Consider the following 15,172-nt stretch of genomic DNA (forward strand, 5'->3'; position numbering starts at 1 on the left):
GTCACTCGGCCGGGACGGCCTCGCCTCCCGAGCGCGTCCCCAGGGCTCGCCAGGCGGCCAGGTGGATGGCGTCGCGGACGAACCGGACGCTCCCGTCCATGAAGGCGACGTTCACGCCCCCGGAGTGCAGGCTCGTGGCCGACATCACCCCCTCGCGGAGCGATCGTCCGTGGAGGGTGTCCGGGGTGAGTTCCAGGACGCAGTCGGGGACCGCGCCGTTGGGCGTCGCGCAGTGGTTGTACAGGGTGAACGCGTAGCCCGTGTAGAACCAGGTCTCGCCCCCCCGGGAATCGGCGATCGCTTCGGGCTCGCGGAGCCCGGAGCAGAGGGCGACGGCCTGGTCCGCCGATCGATTCGAACCGAACCCCGGACCCGGCGGCCCCAGGTAGTCCCCCCCGCGACGGAACGGCCCCCGGGTCCAGTCCCCCTGGAGCCGCTCCGAGACGCCGATCGTGTTGGAGAGCCCGTCGGCGAAGTCGGCAGGGCGGTACGTCTTCGAGCCCGAGAAGGCCCCGGAATCCCACGCCGAGTCCACGGGGTCCGGCCCGCCCATCGCCGTCGGGCCGACGCTGAACCGGTAGCCGTTCCGCCCGTAGCCCGGGACCGTGGCGCGGGCGTCGTCCGGGCAGAGGAAGGCCGCCACCGTCGTCGTCATCGCCGTGAAATTGAGGTCGAGGTCGATCGGGGAGGGCCGCGACCGGTCGAAGTTCACGGAGTGGTAGAGCGGCGCCTGGCCCAGGTGGGGGAGCAACCGCGTCGAGGCGCTGACGAGGTGGGAGTAGGCTTCTCCCCCAGCGCCGTTGGGCCGGCCCAGCATGATCGGCGGGAACGATCCGGCGGCCTGCAGGTAATTGTGCATCGCCAAACTGATCTGCACCAGGTGGGTCAAGCAGCCCGCCCGCCTCGCCCTGGCGCGCACGGATTGGGCCCCCGCGATCGCGAGCGCCGCCAGGACGCCGACGAGGAAGACGGCGACCAGCAGCTCGATGAGGGTGAAGCCCCGAAGCGGTCGCCCGCCTTCGTTCCCGCTCGTCCGTCGCATCGCGTCTTCCTTCCTCATCGCCGGGCCGATCGGCGTCGGATCGCGAGGATCGCCAGGGCGACCGCCGGGATCCCGACGGCCGCGAGGGCGAGCGTCATCGGCGCCCAGGAGGGCGGCTCAAGCTCGCCGGGGAGCGGGTCGGACGGCGTCCCCGACGACGACTCCCCGCGCCGGACGGTCAGCTTCTTCACGCTCGGCGAGGACGACGAGGGGAGCGAGGCGAGGCTCCAGACCTTCTGCGGCTTGCGGTACCAGGCTCCCTTCGCCGCGTCGACCATCGGCACCGGCTCCGGGAACTCCAGCGCGAACTCCGCCGGCCGGGGGGCCGCCTCGAAGTCGGCCTCGCGGACGACGAGTCGCCTCGCGGGGCCGCCGCCGAGGTGTTTGGTCTGCTCGAAGGCGAGCCAGCCGCGGTTCGGCGCGAGCCGGACGTCGTCGTAGAACGTCGCGTTTTCAAGGCCTTCTCTGGAGCGGAACCGCGACTCCAGGGGGACGTACGAACGCTCGGGGTCGACCAGGTAGGTCACCTCGCCGTGCTCGAAGCGGAGGGTGAAGCGGGCCAGGACGCGGTCGCCCACGCGGGCCGCCTCCTCCACCGAGCCGACCGAGGCCCCCGCCTCGCCCGCGAGGGCTTTCCGAATCTGCCGGGCCATGCCCCTGGTCTTCGGCTCGGGGAGGCCGAGTTCGTAGGGGAACTCGGCCCGCCGCTCGAAATCGTCGCTCCCCGGCCTGATCTCCGGGTTGTGGGTCAGCCCCTGGCCGGGATGCCAGGAGATGGCGTCGAAGAGCGTTCGCGACCCGTCGCACAGGGCGCGGAACGAGTCGAGGGTGGAGGCCGTCCGGGAATCCGAGATCGACTTCGTGCGGGCGTCCATGTCCTCGGGCGGGAACTCCTTCTCGTAGCGAAGCTGCGGACGCTTCCCCTCGACGTCGAACAGGTACTCGCAACGGGCGGTGCAGGGGTCCCGGATCTCCCCCTTCCTCGCGGCGTCGGGGTCGTCGGCGCGGCCGTCCAGGTAGTCGAATCGGACGCGTCCCCGCGTGAACTTGGCGCGGTTCTCCTCGAAGCGGTCGGCGACCGTCGCCAGGAATTTCGCGTGGGCGGGCTCGGCGCCCGCCCCGGACGGGGCGAGGGCCGCGAGGAGGATTGCGAGGGTGGCGATCGGGCCGACGGTCTTCGGCTTCATGGGATCTCCGCCCCGGGGACGTCGGCCGACATGTCATCGGCGTTGATGCGATGCGTCGATTAGAGCAGATCGCGAGTCCGAGGCAAGTCGGACTCCACCGGCCCGACGGGGATTCGGGTTTCTCGCGGCCGCCGTGGCGGGTCGCATCGGGCGGCCTCGGCTGCTAGACTGCCGCTCGGATCGCTTCCTCTTCTCGATTTGAAACGGAGTGGCTGATGAATCGCCTGCGCCTCGTCTGGGTCTTCGCCGCCTGCGTCTGTCTCGTCCCGGCCGTCTCGTCCGCGATCCGTGCGGAAGAGGCTCCGAGCTTCACCCGCACCGAGGACGTCGTGTACGGCCGGAAGCACGGCATGGCGCTGACGATGGACGTGTTCACGCCGAAGGCGAACGCCAACGGGGCGGGGATCGTCTGGATGGTCAGCGGCGGCTGGTACTCGGCCCACGAGGCGATCAACGCCGGTTCGATCGCCGAGTATCTGAAGCGCGGCTACACGGTCTTCGCCGTGGTGCACGGCAGCCAGCCCCGGTTCACGATCCCGGAGGTCGTCGAGGACGTGAACCGCGCCGTGCGGTTCATCCGCTTCCACGCGGCCGACTACCACGTCGACCCGGACCGGCTGGGGGTGACCGGGGGATCGGCGGGGGGGCACCTTTCGCTGATGCTGGGGACCGCCGGGGCGCTGGGGAACCCGTTCGCCAAGGACCCGGTCGATCGGGGGTCGAGCCGGGTGCAGGCCGTCGCCTGCTTCTTCCCGCCGACCGACTTCTTCAACTACGGCAAGCCCGGCGAGAACGCGCTGGGGCGGGGGATCCTGCAGGGCTTCAAGGCCCCGTTCGACTTCAACCAGCTCGACCCCAAGGACAAGGTCTACCGGCCGATCACCGACGAGGCCATGCGCGAGGTGATCGGCCGCCAGATCTGCCCGATCACCCACGTCACCCCGGACGACCCGCCGACCCTCATCATCCACGGCGACGCCGACGAATTGGTCCCCATCCAGCAGGCCGAGATCGTCATCGAGAAGCTCAAGGAGAAGGGCGTCGAAGCCAAGCTAGTCGTCAAGCCGGGCGCCGGCCACGGCTGGGGCGACATCGGCAAGGACAACGCGATCCTCGCCGACTGGTTCGACCAGCACCTGAAGCCGAAGACCCCCTGAGCCGACCGCGCGTCAGCGGAAGGCCCGTCGAAAGAGGCTCAGGAACCGCCATCGCAGCGTCGGTCCTTGCGCGACTTTCGGTCGCGACGGCCGGGGCGGTTCATCGCGGAACCACACGCGATCGACGGTCCCGGCCTCGTCGAACTGGACCCAGAGCCGGGAGTTCGGCATCCGCAGCTCGGGCGGGACGGAATGCGCCGGGATGTCCGCCTCGATCCCGCCGTCGACGAGGCCGACGCCCGGGAGCGCGACGATGCGGACCTGGCCCGGGGCCAGGCAGGCGATCACCACCGCCGGCAGGGGCGGGCGCCGCTCGTCGGGGCGGGGAACGCGCATGGCCGTCCACCCCTCATCGTCTTCTCACCCCGCGCGGTTGGACTGCCCGGCGCGGCGCATCCGCTTGCGGGCCTTGGCGAGAATGGGGCCGACGGAGTTCTCGGAGATGCCGAGCTGCTTGCCGATCTGGCGGTAGTTCATGTACTTGAGGTGGTACAGCCGGACGACCTCGGCCTCCTTCTCGGGGAGTTCGTCGAGGATGCGCTCGACCTCCTCGGCGGTGGCGATGGCCTCGGCCTCGCCGGAGAGGTCGCTGACGGTCTCTCGGTGGGCGTTGGCGTGGCCGAGTTCGGCCTCGCGCTGGCGTCGGATGATCTCCTTGACGCCGATGCGGCGGGCGATGACCGTCAGGTAGGTCGGGAGGGAGCTGAGCCCCTTGTACCGACGCAAAACCTCGTAATCGTCGTCGACGACGGCCAGCAGGACCTCGGCGGCGATGTCCTCGGTGTCGGCCTCGCTGAGTAGGCGGCTCCGCGAGTGGGCCACGTGGTGGATGACGTGGTAGATCAGGCCCAGGTAGCGGTCGACGAAGTCGTTCCAGGCCCCCGGCTCCTTGCCCAGGCAGCGGTCGATCAGTTTCCGATCCAGGTCGCTCAGGGGCACGGGGATGCCTCCTCAAGGAGAAGAAGGCCCTCGACGATCGAACGCACACGCACGCCCAAACTCAGCTCCGGCAGAGCATTCCTTCAATTGTAGCACAGTCGGCGCGATCGGCAATCCGCCCGGACGCCGGTTTCGACCGGGGCCGGGCGGGGCGGGGCCTCACAACCGCTTCAGCCAGTCCGAGGTCGGCAGGACCTCGCTGAGGAACTGCTGCTGGGCGCACAAGGTCGAACGGTGGAGTTCCTCGGCCGTGACGCGGCCGGCGGCGTTCGACAGGTCGAGCGTGCCGGTGGCGTCGTTGAGGAACTCCGACTTCAGCCCCAGGTGGGCCGCCTGCCTCGCGGTGGTGTCGCAGCACATGTGGGTCATGTAGCCGGCGATCGCCACCGTGTCGATCCCGCGGCCGCGCAGCCAGGCCTCCAGCTCGGTGTTCGTGAAGCTCCCCGGCAGGGTCTTGTGGACCAGCAGGTCATGGGGGCGGCCGGAGACCTCGGGGTGCAGCTCCCACTCGGGCGACCCCTTGCGGAAGATCGGGCCGTCGGCCGTCTCGTGCTGGATCACGACCACCGGAGTCCGGCTCTCTTGCGCCGCGTCCATGACCTCCAAAATCCGTTCCAGGTGCCCGGCCGGGTGGGTGATCGGCAGGGCGCCGGTGAAGTACTCGTTCTGCACGTCGATGACCAGGAGGGCGCGGGGCATGGTGGAAACGACTCCGGGGGAGGGGGAGAGGGCCTGGTTTCGGGCGGACGATCGCGCCATTGTACCCCGCCGGTCGCCCGGCCTCAGTCCTCCGGCTGGACCATCGCCCCGCGGATCTTGCCGTCCTTGTCGAGCGCGAACGACGCCTTGAGCGTCCTCTTCTCGAAGGCGACGCGATACCGCACCCGGAGGCCGTCGGATTCCTCCTTGCGTTCCAGGAGCTGGAAATCGCGGACGGCCCCCAGCGAGGCCATCTGGGCCTTGGTCGCCTCGATGCGCGGGACGAGGACCTTCTTGGCCTCGTCGCCGAACAGCTCGGGGTCGATCTCGCCCTTGCTCAAGCCTTCGAAGAACCCCCGGAGCCGTCGCGAGGTGGCCTCGTCGGCGTCGGCGATCGGCTCGTCGGGCTTCTCGGCGAGCGCCGGGACGAACCGGCCGGCGATGCCGCGGGCGATGGCCCCGGCGTGGCCCCCCTCGGCGTTCGTGAGGACGATCACGGTCAGGCCGTCGTCCGGGAACCGGGCGATCTCGGTGGAGAAGCCCGGGATGCCGCCGCCGTGCGAGACCATCCGCGCGCCGTTGGCCTTCCCCACGGCCCAGCCCAGCCCGTAGCCCGCCTCGCCGTCCTTGAGCCTGGCGGGCGTCCACATCCGCTCCAGGGTCGGCTTGTCCAGCAGGGAGCCTTCGACGAGCGCCGCGTCCCACTTCGCCAGGTCGGCCACGGTCGAGACCAGGGCCCCCGCCGCGAAGGGCTGGGTGGGGCTGACGTACTCGCCGTTCCGCAGTTCCTGCTTTTCGTCGTCCCAGCCATAGCCGCTCGCCCGGCCGGGAATGATCGCCTTCAGGTCGTTGACGCGGGTGCGCTCCATGCCCAGCGGCTCGAAGACGCGCTCGGACATGAACGCGGCGTAAGGCTTTCCGGCGACCTCCTCGATCAGCATCCCCAGCAGGAAGTAGCCGGTGTTGCTGTAGTTCCATTTCTCGCCCGGGGCGAACTCCAGCGGCTCCTTGGCGACCAGGTCCAGGATCTCGCGCGGGGCGAAATCCTTCCGCACGGACTTCTCGAAGCCCTCGACCGAGGTGTAACTCTTGATCCCGGACGTGTGGCTCAGGAGCTGCTGGATGGTCACGTCCTTCCAGGCGTCGGGAAGGCCGGGGACCCGATCCGCGACCTTGTCGTCGAGCGCGAGCTTGCCGTCCTTGACCAGCAGCATGACCCCGGCGGCGGTGAACGTCTTGGTCACCGAGGCGAGCTGATAGACGGTCTCCTCCGTCGCCGGGACGTTCAGCTCCACGTCCGCCAGGCCGAAGCCCTTCGCCAGCAAGGTCTTGCCGTCGCGGACGACCGCGATCGAGACGCCCGGGACGTGGCGTTTGGCCATGACCTCGCGGACGTAGGAGTCGACGGTCTCAGGCCCGGGAGCTTCCTGGGCGCGGGCCGAGGAGGCGAGCGCGGCGGCGGCGAGGCCCACGAACAGGGCGGCGGATGTCTTCATCGCGGCGGCGGTCCCTTGGGGGCGGTTGGGTTTCGATTCCGTCCGGTATTCGCACCCGCCGCCGCGATATTAGGCCGGCCGGGTCCGGGGCGGGCCCCTCGGCCGTTTCCGGCTTCTGGAATCGGGGCGATCTGGTAAAATCCCTCGCTTAGTCGGGATCGGAGCGTGGATCCCGACGGCGGGTTCGGAGGACGGTCGTTTTCGGGGCCGCCGCCTGCCGATACAATCATCCGGATGCGTCGCACTGCGACGTTTCCCTCGGTCGAGTCGGCGGTTCGGCCTCGGCGACGGTCTGGGGATCCCTCTGCGAGGTTCAGCCTTGGAAGATCAGAAAGCCCGCCCCAAAATCGTGATCGCCGACGACAACGCCCAGAACGTCGAGCTGCTGGAAGCGTACCTGGGGGACGTCGACTGCGACATCCGCACGGCGCGCGACGGCGAGGAGACGCTGCAGGTCGTCGAGGAGTTCAAGCCCGACCTCCTGCTGCTCGACGTCATGATGCCGCGGCTCTCCGGCTTCGAGGTCTGCCGCAAGCTCCGGTCCAACCCCGAGACCAAGGACCTCCTGGTCCTGATGGTCACCGCCCTGAACGAGGCGGCCGACTTCGAGCGCGGGGTCCAGGCCGGGACCGACGACTTCCTGACCAAGCCCGTCAACAAGGTCGAGCTGCTCTGCCGGATCCGCAGCCTGCTGCGAGTCCGCCACCTGGAGAACCAGCTCGAACGGACGCTGGCCTACCTCGCCGAGTTCGAGACCGCCAGCCGCGCGACCGAAGGATCATGACCGGCGACGCGCCGGCGACGGCCGCGGCCGCCGTCGCGGCGCCCGCGAGGGTCGTCCTCAAGCCCAAACGCGCCCGGCCGCTGTTCGCCGGCCACCCCTGGGCGTTCGCCACGTCCATCGCCCGCGTCGAGGGGGAGCCCGGCCCCGGCGACGAGGTCTCGGTCGTCAGCCACGAGGGGGCGTTCGTCGCCCGGGGGCTGTTCAACCCGTCGAGCGCCATCCGGGCCCGCCTCTACCGCTGGGACGACGCTCCGCTCGACGACGCCTTCTGGCGGTCGCGGCTCGAAGCGGCCGTCGGCCTCCGCGGCGACGTGCTCAAGCTCGACGCCGAGGACGCCGCCTACCGCCTGGTCTTCAGCGAGGGGGACGGCCTCTCCGGCCTGACCGTCGACCGCTACGGCCGCCGGCTCGTCGTCCTGTTCTCCAGCCTCGCGCTCCATCGTCGCCGCGACCTGATCCTGGAGGCCCTGCGCGACCTCACCGGCGCCGAAGGGCTGCTCGCCCGCACCGACCGCGCCGTGGCCCGCGAGGAAGGGCTCGACGCGAGCGACGTCCACATCCTCGGCGCGCTCCCGGACGGGCCCGAGACGGTCGTCGAGAACGGCCTTTCGTATCAGGTCGACATCCTCCACGGCCAGAAGACCGGCTTCTACTGCGACCAGCGCGAGAACCGCCGGGCCGTCGCCCGCTACTGCGAGGGGCGTCGCGTGCTCGACCTGTTCAGCTTCACCGGCGGCTTCGCCCTCAACGCCGCGAAGCACGGCGGCGCGGCGAGCGTGCTGGCGGTGGACAGCTCGGCCCCCGCGCTCGCGACGGCGCGTGAGAACGCCCGGCTCAACGACGTCGCGAACGTCGAGTTCGAGCAGGGGGACGTGCCGAAGGTCCTCGAACGCCTGAAGGCGGCGGGCGAGCGATTCGACGTGGTCGTCTGCGACCCCCCCAAGTACGCCGGCCACGCCCGCGACCTGGGCCCCGCGCTGGGGGCTTACGCCCGGCTCAACCGCGCGGCGGTCGACGTCCTTTCGCCCGGCGGCGTGCTCGCCACCTGCTCGTGCTCGGGCCTGGTCGACCGCTCGACCTTCCGCGACGTCCTGGCCCGCGTCGCCGAGCAGGCCCGCCGCCCCGTCCAGATCCTCGAACAGCGAGGGCAGGGGCCCGACCACCCCGTCTCCGCCGCCTGCCCGGAGACCGACTACCTCAAGTGCGTCATCGCCCGGGTGGGCTGACCCCGGAAGGGATCGTCCGTCAGGGAAACAGCTTGGCCGCGTCCACGGCCTCCCGATCGCGGGACGGCCACCGGCGGCGCGTCGAGGGGGACGCGCCGCCGGGGCGGTGGTGGGGGCGTCAGTCGACCCGGCCGCCGGGGAAGTCGCGGTCCTGGAACTCGCGAGCGCGGTCCTCGGAGATGGCCCGGAGCATGCCGTTGCTCAGGCGTCGGAAGAGGGTCGACCGATACACGGCGGGCGCTTCCGTCTGGATCCAGGTGCGGGCCTCGTCTTCCATGCGGCGGGCGCCCAGCGACTCGGCGATCGCGCCCATGGCGACGAACCGCTCGGCGTCGGAGGGATAGAGGGCCAGGGCGGCGCGGGCGTCCTGGAAGCGTCCGGTGGAGACCAGGCTGTCGATGAGGATGCCGGTGAGGACGCCGCGGAGCCCGCGCTGCTCGATCGAGGCGACGGCGACGGCGGCGAGGTTGTAGCTGCGGGTGGCGTCGGCGTCGCGGCCCTTGCGGGCCTGGAACTCGGCGACGAGGACGAGCGCCCGGGCGCGGGCCTCGGCGTTCTGGATCCGGTCGGCCAGGTCGGTGGCGCGCTCGTACTGGCCGGACTCGCCGGCGGCGGTGGCCAGCCGTTCCATGGCCCGGTTCTTCCAGATCGGTCGCTCGATCGCCTGGGCGAAGTCGGCGCCTTCCAGGAGGATCTCGTCGGCCTGCCTGGCGAAGGCGGCGCGCTCGTCGTCGACGTCCTCGGCCGTGCGATCGCCCCGCGGCCGGCCGAATTCCAGGGCCACGACGGCGCTGCCGACGGCCATGTTCTCGACCGCGCGGTCGAGGTACTCGCTGCGGTAGGTCGGGTTGCGGGTCTGCCGGGCCATGTAGGCGGCCCGCCGCCATTCGAGGCGGGCGAGCCGGATGGCCACGTCGGGGGTCATGCGTTCGGGGGCCTTCGCCCCCTCGGCCTCGCCGGGGAAGAGTTGGAGCTGGGGCTTGGCCTCGCGGAGCAGGGAGTCCGAGAGGAGCCCGGCGACGGTGACGATCGAGATGACGAGCTGGTCGTGGATCAGCCGGTTGGGCTCGTCGACGGCGGCCGCGGCGGCCTCCTCGACGGCCCGGTTGGCCAGCGTGAGCTGGTTGCCGAGGATGGCGCCCCGGGCGATCTGCAGGAGGATCCGGCCGCGCTCGCCGGGCTCGGAGATCAGCTTGGCGTTGTCGATCATCTCGGGGGTGATCCGCACGCTGCGGCCCCCGGGCACGCCGGGGGCGTCTTCCATCGTCAGGAAGGGCGCCAGCGAGGGGTCGTCGGGGAATCGGACGTTCGCGCCCGGCCCCAGCGGGGCCACCGCGTCGGGCGCGGGGAGGGGCGCCGTCGGGCCCTCGGCCTGCGGGCCCTGGGGAGGCCGGATCGGGTCGTCGATCGCCGAAGACCGGCCGGTCGCGGTCCCCGCCCCGCTCCCGGAGGAGAGGCCGGGGTCGTCCTGGGCCCTCGCGGGCGGGCTGGCCCCGAGCGCCAGGGAGGCGAGCAGGAGGGCCGGATACCGGATCACCGGGTGTGCGGGCCGCATGGGGTCTATCCTCAAGTTCGATCGGCGAGGGGGCCGACGAAAAGGGTCGTCTCGGACGCCGAGGTCTTCCGGCGGAACTGAAGAGCGGTCGGCGCGCGGCCGACGACCACAAGGATGCCCTCCGATCCCGGGCCGGTCAAATCGCCGAGGGCTCTCCGGGGCCACGCGGGGCGAAGACGCGTCTCGGATTGTCGACCAGGACGACTTTAGCGACCTCCAGCGCCCGCTCGGGGGACCATCCCCGGCCGACGATCCCCTCCTCGGCCAGGGTCTCGGCCAGGATCCGCCGGTACATGTTGAACTTCGGCAGGATGAATTCCAGCTTGTAGGCGTCCGAGTAGTACCCCAGGAGCTTCACCTTGGGGACGGCCTGGAGCCTCGCCTTCAAATCGGCGGCGATGAACGCCGGCACGTTCGAGTACCACCAGTGGCCCATCGGCAGCACGTTCGGGAAGATCCAGGAGTACGCCACCAGCTCGGCGCCGGCGTCGGGCGACAGGGTGGAGACCGGGAACGTCACCCCGGCGAAGTGGTTGAACAGCTCGCGGTACTCGTGCAGGCTGACGCGGCGGTCGAACAGGTCGCGGCCGCCGGCCACGCCCGCCGGGTAGACGTTCCGGATCGGCCCGATCATGAGGTCGAACGGCAGCCGGAACTCGGCGCAGCACTCGGCCAGCATCCAGAAGACCGTAGCCCGGACCTCGGCGTGCTCGTCGGGCCTGAGGTCCAGCCCCTGGACGGCCCGGCGGACCGGCGTGACCGCCCGCTTGAACGCGGCCTTGCGGGGGGCGAAGTCGGGCGGCAGGCTGATCGCGCAGGCCCGCGCCCCCCGGGAGACGAACCGCTCGAACAGCTTGACGACGGCCTCGCGGAGCGAGGCCGCGTCGCCGACGTCGACCCCGGTCGCCTTCTTCAGCCGTCCGATCGTCCCCGGCTGGTGGAGCTTCAGGACCAGGTCGTCGGTCCGCAGGCAGGGGACGTATCGGGTCGTGTCCCAGCCTTCGAGCGGGTCGTCGAACTCGTTGGTCAGGAAGACGGCCTCCAGGTTGCTGCGCTCCCAGACCCGGCGGTCCCAGGCCTCGCCCTCGCGGGCGCCCTCGCGCAGGGCCGCGTCGTAGAGGCCGCCGATGGTGTCGGGGCCGATCCGGTCGGGCTCGAAGCCGTGGAACGTGCGGGCGATCTCGATCAGCCAGGAGTGCTGGACGGTGTTGTCGATCGCCCCCAGGTGGCGGGCGAGGTTCTCGGCCCGGGCGCGGGGGGCCAGGCCGGGGGCCACGGCCTCGGCCGGCATGCCGGAGGAATGGGCCAGCTCGGTGTAATAATGGTATCCTAGGACCTCGTCCAGGTCCCGGGCCGCGGGGCGGTGCGGGTCGATGTGCGAGTGCGGGTCGAAGATCGGCCAGCGGCTCATCTCCTCGAACAGGTCGCGGGCGGCGGGGTCGGCGGGTCGTCGGGCGTGGCTGTCGGCTGTCATGTCGGCCTGCTCGGATCGAAGGGGACGCCGGGCGGTCGGCGCGCGGGCGGGGCCCGGCGTCGCCGGTTCGTTTTGGGCGAGCGTAGCCCAGGGCCCTCGGGGCGTGCAAGGGGCGGGAGAGGAGCCGGGTCGTCATGAAGGTGGTCGTGACCGGCGGCGGGACGTCCGCCCCCATCGACGACGTGCGCGTGATCACGAACGTCTCGACGGGGCGGACCGCCGCGGCGATCGCCGAGGCCTGCCTCGACCGCGGCGACGAGGTCTGGCACGTCCACGCCCCGCTCGCCGAGCTGCCGCTCCTGCGGTCGGCCGCCTGCGACCTCGACGCCGACCCCGACGCCGAGCGCGAGCGGCTCGATCGGCTCCGCCTCCGCTGGCGGGAGCGTCGCGACCGGCTGCACCTGGTCCCGCTGGCGGGGGGGACGGTCGCCGAGTACGCGGCCGCCCTCCGCGACGTGCTGACTTCGCGGGCGATCGACGTCGCGTTCCTCCCCATGGCCGTCTCGGATTACGAGCCGGCCCCCCGCGCCGGCAAGATCGGCTCGCAGCACGACGACCTGACGATCCCCCTGCGGCGGACCCCCAAGGTGATCCGTTCGGTGCGCGACTGGTCCCCCTCGGTCTTCCTCGTCGGCTTCAAGCTGCTGTCGGGCGCGCCCCTGCCCGAGCTGATCCGCCGGGCGCGGGAGGCCTGCCTGATCAACCGGGCGGACGTGACGGTCGCCAACGACCTGGCCGACGTCCGGGCCGGCCGCCACGCCCTGCACCTCGTCCGCCCCGGCCGGCCCGAGGAGACCCTGGCCCCCGGCCCGGACCTGGCCGCCCGGCTGGTCGATCGGGTGCGCGGCTGGGCGGGGGGGTGACGAGGGCCCGGGAGGCCGCGCCGGCGCGACCGGCATCCTCGGCGTTTTCGCGCCGCGGGGCGGGACGCGACCTATGTTGTTCCTAGGGGCCGCCGTCGGGGATCGACGGGGCCGTCGGATGCCGCGCCGGGGGGTGGACGGTGGGTCGGTCGGGGCGCCGGGGCGTCCCTATCGGGAAAGGGTCGGATGATGACGAGGCGTCCCACCTTCATGGCCGAAGGACCCGTCGGGTTCCTTTCGGGCCCGCACTCCCTCGGCGCCGCGGGGGCCTCGGGCTTCATGGGGACGCCCGAGGAGGCCATGGGCGGCGCGGGGGCCGCCTGGACGGCCCGGGGGGCGCTGTCGCGGGCGATCCTCGACAACTCCAAGGCGATCGTCTACGTCAAGGACCTCGAGGGGCGGTACGTCTTCATCAACCACCAGTTCGAGGCGGTGCTGCGGGTCAGGTCGGAGGACCTGCTGGGGAGGACGGACCACGACCTCTACCCCAGGGAGACGGCCGAGGCGGTCTGCGCCAACGACCGCCACGTCCTGGCGGCCGGAGAGGCGATGGAGATCGAGGAGGTGATCCCCGTGGCGGGCTCGGACCGGCCCCACGTCTACGTCTCGGTGAAGGAGCCGCTGTTCGACCCGTGGGGCCGCGTCTACGCCCTCTGCGGGATCTCGACCGACATCACCGAATGGAAGCGGGCCGAGGAGTCGCTGCGGCTGAGCGAGGAGCGGTACCGCTCGCTGATCCAGGCGACGGCGGCGATCGTCTGGTCCACGCCGGCCACGGGGGAGTTCGAATCGGAGCAGGCCGGCTGGAGCGCGTTCACGGGCCAATCCTTCGAAGACCTGAAGGGCTGGGGCTGGCTCGACGCGGTCCATCCCGACGACCGCGAGGAGACCTGCCGGGCCTGGTCGCGCTCCGTGGCGGATCGGGTCGTGTATCAGGTGGAGCACCGCCTCCGCGGCCGCGACGGCCTCCACCGCGAGATGTGCGTGCGGGCCGTCCCCATCCTCGCGCCCGACGGTTCGCTCCGCGAGTGGGTGGGCGCCCACATCGACGTCTCCGACCGCAAGGCCGTCGAGCGGGAGCTGCAGGAGAGCCGCCAGCGCCACGCGGCGGCGATGGCCGCGTCCGGGACCGGGACCTATCGCTGGGACCTCAAGACCGGCCGGGTGGAATGGGACGACCAGATGCAGGCGCTCTTCGAGGCCCCGAAAGGGTTCCCCAGGACGCTCGACGACGCCATGGGCCGCATCCACCCCGATGATCGCACGTCGCTGATGGCGGCGATCGAGGAGAGCCGGGTCCGGCGGGTCGAGACGCCGATGGAGTTCCGCGCCCTCCTGCCCGGGGGCCGGGTCCGCTGGCTCCGGGGCAAGGGCCGCATCTTCGACGACGAGGCCGGCCTGCCTTCCTACGCGATCGGCGGCTGCGTCGACGTCACCAGCCTCAAGACGGCCGAGGAGCGGCTCACCTATCGGGCCAACCACGACGCCCTGACCGGCATGCCCAACCGTCACATGCTCCAGGCGACGATGGAGTCGTTCGCGTCGCCCCGATCGGGCCGCGAGCGGTTCGCCCTGCTGCTGCTGGACCTGGACCGCTTCAAGGAGATCAACGACACCTTCGGCCACGACCACGGCGACGCCGTCTTGCGCGAGCTGAACCCCCGCCTCAACGGCGCCGTGGGGCCCCCCGCCCTGGTCGCCCGGCTCGGCGGCGACGAGTTCGGGATCCTCCTGGGAGACGCCGGCGCCGCCGAGGCGGAGGAGGTCGCCCGGGCGATCCTCGCCGCCTTGCAGCAGCCGATCCTCGTCCACGGCCAGGTGTTCGAGGTGGGGGCGAGCGTCGGCGTCGCCCTGTTCCCCGACCACGGCCGCGACGTGGCCACGCTCATGCGGGTCGCCGACATCGCCATGTACGCGGCCAAGCGGGCCCGCGCCGGCTGGTCGATCTACGAGCCCGACCAGAACCACTGCAACCCCCGCCGACTGAAAATGGTCGGCGAGCTGAGGCAGGCCGTCGAGGAAGACCAGCTCCTCCTGCACTACCAGCCCAAGGTCGACCTGAGGACGATGCGCGACGCCGACGCGGAGGCCCTCGTCCGCTGGCGTCACCCCCGCGAGGGCTTCCTGACGGCCGGGGCGTTCATCCCGCTGGCCGAGGAGACCGGGCTGATCCGGCCCCTGAGCCTCTGGGTCCTCGACCGCGCCCTGTCCGAGACCCGAGCCCTGTCCGAGGGGGGGCCGCCCCAGGGGGTCGCGGTCAACCTCGCCCCGGACAACCTCCAGGACCCGGACCTGATCGACGTCGTCGTGGACCTCCTGGGCCGCTACGACACCCCCGCCCGCCTGCTGACCATCGAGGTCACCGAGGGCGCCATGATGAGGAACCCGTCGCGGGCGAAGGCGGTCCTCCTGGACCTGCACGACATGGGGGTGCGGATCGCCATCGACGACTTCGGCACCGGCTACTCCTCGCTCGCCTACCTGAAGGAGCTGCCGGTCGACGAGGTGAAGGTCGACCGCTCGTTCGTCAAGGACATGGCCGTCAGCCGTCGCGACGCCTGCATCGTCCGCTCGGTCATCGACCTGGGCCACAACCTGGGGCTCCAGGTCGTCGCCGAGGGGGTCGAGGACGACGCCACCCTGGCCCTGCTGCGCGACTGGGGCTGCGACCTGGCGCAGGGGTTCCGACTCAGCCCCCCGATCTCGGCGGCGGCGCTCCGACGGCGGCGATTCGGCGAGCCCTGACCGAT

Annotated in this window: 13 protein-coding genes; 5 read left to right on the top strand and 8 right to left on the bottom strand. The window is 71.6% G+C overall.

What is annotated here, in order from left to right; genetic code table 11:
- Position 1: 1 nt before the first annotated feature.
- Both G6O68_RS28345 and G6O68_RS28350 read right to left on the bottom strand, forming a co-directional pair.
- Complete coding sequence (locus G6O68_RS28345; RefSeq protein WP_165252573.1) at positions 2-1,042, bottom strand: DUF1559 family PulG-like putative transporter; 1,041 nt, start codon at positions 1,040-1,042, stop codon at positions 2-4.
- Between the two features lie 14 nt (positions 1,043-1,056).
- Positions 1,057-2,229: a hypothetical protein gene (locus tag G6O68_RS28350; RefSeq protein WP_165252507.1), complete on the bottom strand. Its 1,173-nt coding sequence runs from the start codon at positions 2,227-2,229 to the stop codon at positions 1,057-1,059.
- Positions 2,230-2,444: 215 nt separating this feature from the next.
- On the opposite strand from G6O68_RS28350, the gene G6O68_RS28355 reads away from it, so the two are divergent.
- A complete protein-coding gene (locus G6O68_RS28355) occupies positions 2,445-3,386 on the top strand; it encodes an alpha/beta hydrolase (protein WP_165252509.1) in 942 nt (313 codons plus the stop codon).
- Between the two features lie 12 nt (positions 3,387-3,398).
- Here the strand turns inward: G6O68_RS28355 and G6O68_RS28360 are convergent, their stop codons facing one another.
- The 4 genes from G6O68_RS28360 to G6O68_RS28375 all read right to left on the bottom strand — a co-directional run bounded on the left by G6O68_RS28360 (position 3,399) and on the right by G6O68_RS28375 (position 6,520).
- A complete protein-coding gene (locus tag G6O68_RS28360; protein WP_165252511.1) occupies positions 3,399-3,722 on the bottom strand; it encodes a hypothetical protein in 324 nt (107 codons plus the stop codon).
- Positions 3,723-3,746: 24 nt separating this feature from the next.
- Positions 3,747-4,325 carry an RNA polymerase sigma factor gene (locus tag G6O68_RS28365; protein WP_165252513.1) on the bottom strand — a complete coding sequence of 193 codons (579 nt, stop codon included), beginning with the start codon at positions 4,323-4,325 and terminating at the stop codon, positions 3,747-3,749.
- Positions 4,326-4,484: 159 nt separating this feature from the next.
- The gene (locus G6O68_RS28370) at positions 4,485-5,024 is read right to left on the bottom strand and encodes a cysteine hydrolase family protein (protein WP_165252515.1); all 540 of its coding nucleotides are present in this window, start codon (positions 5,022-5,024) and stop codon (positions 4,485-4,487) included.
- Positions 5,025-5,107: 83 nt separating this feature from the next.
- Positions 5,108-6,520 carry a serine hydrolase gene (locus G6O68_RS28375; protein WP_165252517.1) on the bottom strand — a complete coding sequence of 471 codons (1,413 nt, stop codon included), beginning with the start codon at positions 6,518-6,520 and terminating at the stop codon, positions 5,108-5,110.
- A gap of 319 nt (positions 6,521-6,839) precedes the next feature.
- On the opposite strand from G6O68_RS28375, the gene G6O68_RS28380 reads away from it, so the two are divergent.
- Positions 6,840-7,304, top strand: a complete 465-nt coding sequence (locus G6O68_RS28380; RefSeq protein ID WP_165252519.1) for a response regulator — start codon at positions 6,840-6,842, stop codon at positions 7,302-7,304.
- Positions 7,301-8,530 carry a class I SAM-dependent rRNA methyltransferase gene (locus G6O68_RS28385; protein ID WP_165252521.1) on the top strand — a complete coding sequence of 410 codons (1,230 nt, stop codon included), beginning with the start codon at positions 7,301-7,303 and terminating at the stop codon, positions 8,528-8,530. Before G6O68_RS28380 ends, G6O68_RS28385 begins: the two co-directional genes overlap by 4 nt.
- 118 nt (positions 8,531-8,648) lie before the next feature.
- Here G6O68_RS28385 and G6O68_RS28390 read toward each other — a convergent pair whose 3' ends face one another.
- Positions 8,649-10,085, bottom strand: a complete 1,437-nt coding sequence (locus tag G6O68_RS28390; protein ID WP_165252523.1) for a hypothetical protein — start codon at positions 10,083-10,085, stop codon at positions 8,649-8,651.
- A gap of 136 nt (positions 10,086-10,221) precedes the next feature.
- Positions 10,222-11,559 (bottom strand): glucuronate isomerase, encoded by a 1,338-nt coding sequence (locus G6O68_RS28395; protein ID WP_165252525.1) that lies wholly within the window; start codon positions 11,557-11,559, stop codon positions 10,222-10,224.
- Between the two features lie 134 nt (positions 11,560-11,693).
- Between G6O68_RS28395 and G6O68_RS28400 the strand changes: the two genes are divergently transcribed.
- Positions 11,694-12,422, top strand: coding sequence for a phosphopantothenoylcysteine decarboxylase domain-containing protein (locus tag G6O68_RS28400; protein WP_165252527.1), 729 nt, complete (start codon positions 11,694-11,696; stop codon positions 12,420-12,422).
- Positions 12,423-12,632: 210 nt separating this feature from the next.
- Positions 12,633-15,167, top strand: a complete 2,535-nt coding sequence (locus G6O68_RS28405) for a sensor domain-containing protein (RefSeq protein ID WP_165252529.1) — start codon at positions 12,633-12,635, stop codon at positions 15,165-15,167.
- Positions 15,168-15,172: the final 5 nt, after the last annotated feature.

It is taken from the genome of Paludisphaera soli (assembly GCF_011064595.1).
Lineage (GTDB): Bacteria > Planctomycetota > Planctomycetia > Isosphaerales > Isosphaeraceae > Paludisphaera > Paludisphaera soli.

What these genes read in the sequence shown, in the direction of transcription:
- G6O68_RS28345 (WP_165252573.1), bottom strand. Translation starts at nt 1,042, where the DNA reads ATGCGACGGACGAGCGGGAACGAAGGCGGGCGACCGCTTCGGGGCTTC.
- G6O68_RS28350 (WP_165252507.1), bottom strand. Translation starts at nt 2,229, where the DNA reads ATGAAGCCGAAGACCGTCGGCCCGATCGCCACCCTCGCAATCCTCCTC.
- G6O68_RS28355 (WP_165252509.1), top strand. Translation starts at nt 2,445, where the DNA reads ATGAATCGCCTGCGCCTCGTCTGGGTCTTCGCCGCCTGCGTCTGTCTC.
- G6O68_RS28360 (WP_165252511.1), bottom strand. Translation starts at nt 3,722, where the DNA reads ATGCGCGTTCCCCGCCCCGACGAGCGGCGCCCGCCCCTGCCGGCGGTG.
- G6O68_RS28370 (WP_165252515.1), bottom strand. Translation starts at nt 5,024, where the DNA reads ATGCCCCGCGCCCTCCTGGTCATCGACGTGCAGAACGAGTACTTCACC.
- G6O68_RS28375 (WP_165252517.1), bottom strand. Translation starts at nt 6,520, where the DNA reads ATGAAGACATCCGCCGCCCTGTTCGTGGGCCTCGCCGCCGCCGCGCTC.
- G6O68_RS28385 (WP_165252521.1), top strand. Translation starts at nt 7,301, where the DNA reads ATGACCGGCGACGCGCCGGCGACGGCCGCGGCCGCCGTCGCGGCGCCC.
- G6O68_RS28390 (WP_165252523.1), bottom strand. Translation starts at nt 10,085, where the DNA reads ATGCGGCCCGCACACCCGGTGATCCGGTATCCGGCCCTCCTGCTCGCC.
- G6O68_RS28395 (WP_165252525.1), bottom strand. Translation starts at nt 11,559, where the DNA reads ATGACAGCCGACAGCCACGCCCGACGACCCGCCGACCCCGCCGCCCGC.
- G6O68_RS28400 (WP_165252527.1), top strand. Translation starts at nt 11,694, where the DNA reads ATGAAGGTGGTCGTGACCGGCGGCGGGACGTCCGCCCCCATCGACGAC.
- G6O68_RS28405 (WP_165252529.1), top strand. Translation starts at nt 12,633, where the DNA reads ATGGCCGAAGGACCCGTCGGGTTCCTTTCGGGCCCGCACTCCCTCGGC.